This is a genomic window from Thiomonas sp. (assembly GCF_054608695.1).
Genome location: NZ_JBTRXV010000168.1, coordinates 1 through 4,225, shown reverse-complemented (window position 1 = coordinate 4,225; position 4,225 = coordinate 1). Strand labels below are relative to the sequence as shown.

The 4,225-nt window shown below is 66.5% G+C and carries 4 protein-coding genes and 1 pseudogene; 3 read left to right on the top strand and 2 right to left on the bottom strand.

Going from position 1 to position 4,225, the window contains the following annotated elements; genetic code table 11:
- Both nadA and ACYCUK_RS23560 read left to right on the top strand, forming a co-directional pair.
- Positions 1-253 (top strand): quinolinate synthase NadA (gene nadA / locus ACYCUK_RS23565; RefSeq protein WP_461597019.1); only part of this gene is annotated, 253 nt, incomplete at its 5' end.
- A gap of 59 nt (positions 254-312) precedes the next feature.
- Positions 313-1,056, top strand: a complete 744-nt coding sequence (locus ACYCUK_RS23560) for a metallophosphoesterase family protein (protein ID WP_461597018.1) — start codon at positions 313-315, stop codon at positions 1,054-1,056.
- 109 nt (positions 1,057-1,165) lie between these two features.
- Here ACYCUK_RS23560 and ACYCUK_RS23555 read toward each other — a convergent pair whose 3' ends face one another.
- Both ACYCUK_RS23555 and nadB read right to left on the bottom strand, forming a co-directional pair.
- Positions 1,166-2,002 carry an inositol monophosphatase family protein gene (locus ACYCUK_RS23555; RefSeq protein WP_461597017.1) on the bottom strand — a complete coding sequence of 279 codons (837 nt, stop codon included), beginning with the start codon at positions 2,000-2,002 and terminating at the stop codon, positions 1,166-1,168.
- Between the two features lie 123 nt (positions 2,003-2,125).
- A complete protein-coding gene (gene nadB / locus ACYCUK_RS23550; protein WP_461597016.1) occupies positions 2,126-3,691 on the bottom strand; it encodes an L-aspartate oxidase in 1,566 nt (521 codons plus the stop codon).
- Between the two features lie 380 nt (positions 3,692-4,071).
- On the opposite strand from nadB, the pseudogene ACYCUK_RS23545 reads away from it, so the two are divergent.
- Positions 4,072-4,225, top strand: a pseudogene (locus tag ACYCUK_RS23545) (IS110 family transposase); the annotation flags it as partial.

The following is a 4,225-nucleotide window of genomic DNA, read 5'->3' as shown; positions in this document are numbered from 1 at the left end:
AATCTTCCTCGAAGCTCCCACCGCCGGCAACAGCGCCACCTGCAAAAGCTGCGCCCACTGCCCCTGGATGGCCATGAACGGCCTCGAAGGCCTGGCCCATGCCCTGAAAACGGGCAGCGGCGAGATCGCTTTGGATGCCGGCCTGGCCGCGCGGGCGCGCCGCAGCGTCGCAAGAATGCTGGATTTCACGGCGAAACAGAAACGCGCCAGTGCCGCGCAAGGCGCGCTGGTGCCCGGAATCGGCGCCGCCTGAAGTCGGACAAGACTACAGCCAGCCGGGACTGACAATGTTTGCCTTGCCGGAGCACGGTCATGCGCCTCGCCATCGTCACCGACATTCATGGAAATCTGCCTGCACTCGAAGCCGTCGTCGACGACATCCAGCGCCGCGGAGTCGATGCGATCATCAACCTCGGGGACAGTCTGTCCGGTCCGCTGCTACCGCTGGAGACGGCGCAGTTTCTCATGGCGCAGGACTGGATTCATCTTGCTGGTAACCATGAGCGTCAGATCCTCACGCAAGGCCCGATGCAGAGGAGCGCATCTGATGAATTTGCTCACTCACAGCTCACCCCGAAAGAGTTCAAATGGATCGCGTGCCTGAAGCCAAGCCTGCAGTACACCCCTGAGATTTTTTTATGCCATGGCACACCGAGGAGCGATGCTGAGTACTTTCTCGAAACCGTCGAAGCGACCGGATTGCGAGCCGCGACGTCAGCCGAAATCGATGCGCGTTTGGGACGAGTGCAAGCTGAACTGATTTTGTGCGGGCACACCCACCTTCCAAGGGCCGTGCGAGCTTCAAGCGGGCAACTCATCGTCAATCCCGGAAGCGTCGGCTTGCCGGCTTATGACGACACGCATCCCTTCGCGCATCTCGTTGAAACGGGCTCGCCTGACGCGCGCTACGCGATTGTCGAGCGGCGGCCAAACGGATGGATTGCCGGTCTGATGAGTGTGCCCTACGCCCACCGGGCCATGGCTGAGCTGGCCCAATCCCGCCAAATGGCGGATTGGGCGCATGCGCTTGCGACCGGGTTGATGTCAAGATGCTGAGCAGACTCGTAGCCTGCATCGGTCGATCGAGTGTGCTCGGCGAAGAGGTCCGGCATCTCGGATACAAGCCCCATTCGCCAGGTGAGTTCGATGCGCGTGGTCGTGCGATTCAGGCCGCGCCTTGCGCTACCCAAGCCACCCATTGCTCGAACAGCCCCGCATCCCCCGCGCACAGCGCCGAGCGTTTGTCCAGGGTGTTGTTGAACACCGGTTCGCCCGCCAGCGTCTGGCCATGGCCGCCGGCCTCGGACAGGATGAGGCTGCCGGCGGCGTAGTCCCACAGGCCTTGGCTGCCGTGGAGGTAGAGGTGGAAGCGGCCGGCGGCGACCCAGCACCAGTCGAGTGCGACGGAGCCGATCGACCGTTGCGAGCTGTAGGGCGGGTGGGTGGCCAGGCGGGCGGCGAGCGCGGTGGGCAGGCGTTTGAAGTCGACGCAGGCGATGGTCTTGGCCAGGGGAATTTGCATGGTGGGGGCGGGCAGGGGCTGGCCGTTGAGTTGCGCGCCTTGGCCTTCGGTGGCGCTGAAGGTTTCGTCGCGCATCACGTCCACCACCACGCCCAGGCGCACGCGGCCGCCCTGCACCCAGGCGAGCGAGGGACCGAAACAGGGCAGGCCGGCGGCGAAGTTGCTGGTGCCGTCCAGCGGGTCGAGCACCCAGAGACCGGGGCCGTTCGGTGATGCAGCCTCCTCAGACATGAGGCGCTGCTGTTCCTCGGCGGACATTTCCTCGCCGAGCAGGGGGATGTGCGGCCAGAGCGCGGCCAGTTCGCGCTGCAGGCGGTGCTGCATGGCGAGGTCGGCGTCGGTGATCCAGGTGCCATCGGCCTTGAGGCGGGCGGCGGGGTTTTGGGCGCGGGGCAAAATTTCCTCGCGTGCGGCCGTGCGCACGAGGGCTGCGACGGTGGCGATGTCGGGGGTTGTGGCGGTGGTGGTGGGTCTGGGCATCGGCTGACGGGAGTGTGGGTGAATGTCGTGCACGCATTGTCGGGTAGGGGTCGCTGACCCGCCGCCTCCCCACCCCGGCCCTCCCCACCCCGGCCCTCCCCACCTGTGGGGAGGGAGCAAACCTCAGGGCACGAGGATGGTGGGCGCGGCCGGGGCGGCGGTTTGTGGCCAGTCGAGGCTGTAATGCAGGCCGCGGCTTTCGTGGCGCAGCTGGGCGGAGCGAACGATGAGTTCGGCCACCTGCAGCAGGTTGCGCAGCTCCAGCAGGTCGCGCGTGACGCGGAAGTTGGCGTAGAACTCGTCCACCTCCGACTGCAGCAGGTCGATGCGGTGGGCGGCGCGCTCCAGCCGCTTGTCGGTGCGGACGATGCCGACGTAGTTCCACATGAGGCGGCGCAGTTCGTCCCAGTTGTGGGCGATGACGACCAGCTCGTCGGCGTCGCTCACGCGGCTTTCGTCCCACGGCCGCGGGGCAAGCAGGGGGGGCTGCTCGGCCTCGCCAATGGCCTGCGCCGCCGCGGTGCCGAACACCACGCATTCCAGCAGCGAGTTGCTGGCCAGACGGTTGGCGCCGTGCAGCCCGGTGTAGGCCACTTCGCCCACGGCGTAGAGGCCGGGCAGGTCGGTGCGGCCAGCCAGGTCGGTGAGCACGCCGCCACAGGTGAAGTGCACCGCCGGCACCACGGGAATGGGCTCGCGCGCGATGTCGATGCCGAGGTCCAGGCAGCGTCGATGGATGGTGGGGAAGTGCTGGCGAATGAAGGCTTCGCCCTTGTGGGTGATGTCGAGATAGACGCAGTCGAGCCCATGCTTTTTCATCTCGAAGTCGATGGCGCGGGCCACCACGTCGCGTGGCGCGAGTTCGGCGCGCGCGTCGTGCGCCGGCATGAAGCGGGTGCCGTCGGGCAGCTTGAGCAGGCCGCCTTCGCCGCGCAGCGCCTCGGAGATGAGGAAGCTCTTGGCCTTGGGGTGGTACAGGCAGGTGGGGTGGAACTGGATGAACTCCATGTTCGCCACGCGGCAGCCGGCGCGCCAGGCCATGGCAAGGCCGTCGCCGCTGGCGGTGTCGGGGTTGGTGGTGTAGCGGTACACCTTGCCCGCGCCGCCCGTGGCCAGCACGGTATGCGCGGCGGGGTAGGTTTCCACGCGGTTGCTGCTGGTGTTGAGGGCGTAGGCGCCCCAGCAGCGGCGCGGGCCGACCATGTCCATGTGGCGGTCGGTGATGAGGTCCACCGCCACGTGGTTTTCCAGCAGGGTGATGCGCGGATGCGCCCGTGCCCGCGCCAGCAGGGTGCGCTGGATGGCGGCGCCGGTGGCGTCGGCCACGTGGGCAATGCGGCGCTGGCTGTGGCCGCCCTCGCGCGTGAGGTGCAGATCGCCGTGCTCGGTGTCGAAGGGCACGCCTTGTTCGCGCAGCCAGGCGATGGCGGCCGGGCCGTGTTCCACCACGAAGCGCGTGGCCGGCAGGTCGTTCAGCAAGGCGCCGGCCACCAGGGTGTCGTGCACATGGGCGTCGAAGCTGTCGCCATCGGCCAGCACCGCGGCAATGCCACCTTGCGCCCATTGGCTGGACGAAACCTCCAGCTCGCGTTTGGCCAGAACCGTGACCTGGAAACGCTCGGCCAGGTGCAGGGCGGTGCTCAGGCCAGCGAGGCCGCCGCCCAAAATGAGAACGTCGCAATGTTGCATGGAAATAGGAGTCGCATGGAAGAAGGCCGCGCGGGTGACGACCAAGCCACGATTGTCCACGGGAACGCCAACGCGCTGGCATCCACGGCACGAGACCCGCTGCGCGATGGGGTGGCCCTGGCGGGGTCGAGCAGCAATCGCCACCCGACTGACAAAGCCCCGCAAGGCGTGGAAAATAGGCGGCACAACACAACCATCAGGAGATGTGATGGATGCCTTCCTCCCTACGGGGATAGAGACAGGAGCACGGAGATGAACGCGAAGCTGTACGGAAGAAACCTGGCCGCTGTGATGGCGGGCGGGTCTCCGGATGGATACGGCATCGATGTGCCCAAGGCGTGATAGACCACGGTCTTCACCAACACCATCGGAGACCCGAGATGAATCGTAAGACTGGCATGAGCGCAGGGCAAATCATCGGCACGATCGACGGCCTGCAGGTCGTGGGGTTGGACATTGCCAAGCAGGTGTTCCAGATGCACACGGTGGACATCGCCACGGGGGAGATCGTCAACGTGCAGATCAAGCGCGGCA

Excerpts from the sequence above, each read along its gene's own strand:
- nadB (WP_461597016.1), bottom strand. The coding sequence starts at position 3,691 with ATGCAACATTGCGACGTTCTCATTTTGGGCGGCGGCCTCGCTGGCCTG.
- ACYCUK_RS23555 (WP_461597017.1), bottom strand. The coding sequence starts at position 2,002 with ATGCCCAGACCCACCACCACCGCCACAACCCCCGACATCGCCACCGTC.
- ACYCUK_RS23560 (WP_461597018.1), top strand. The coding sequence starts at position 313 with ATGCGCCTCGCCATCGTCACCGACATTCATGGAAATCTGCCTGCACTC.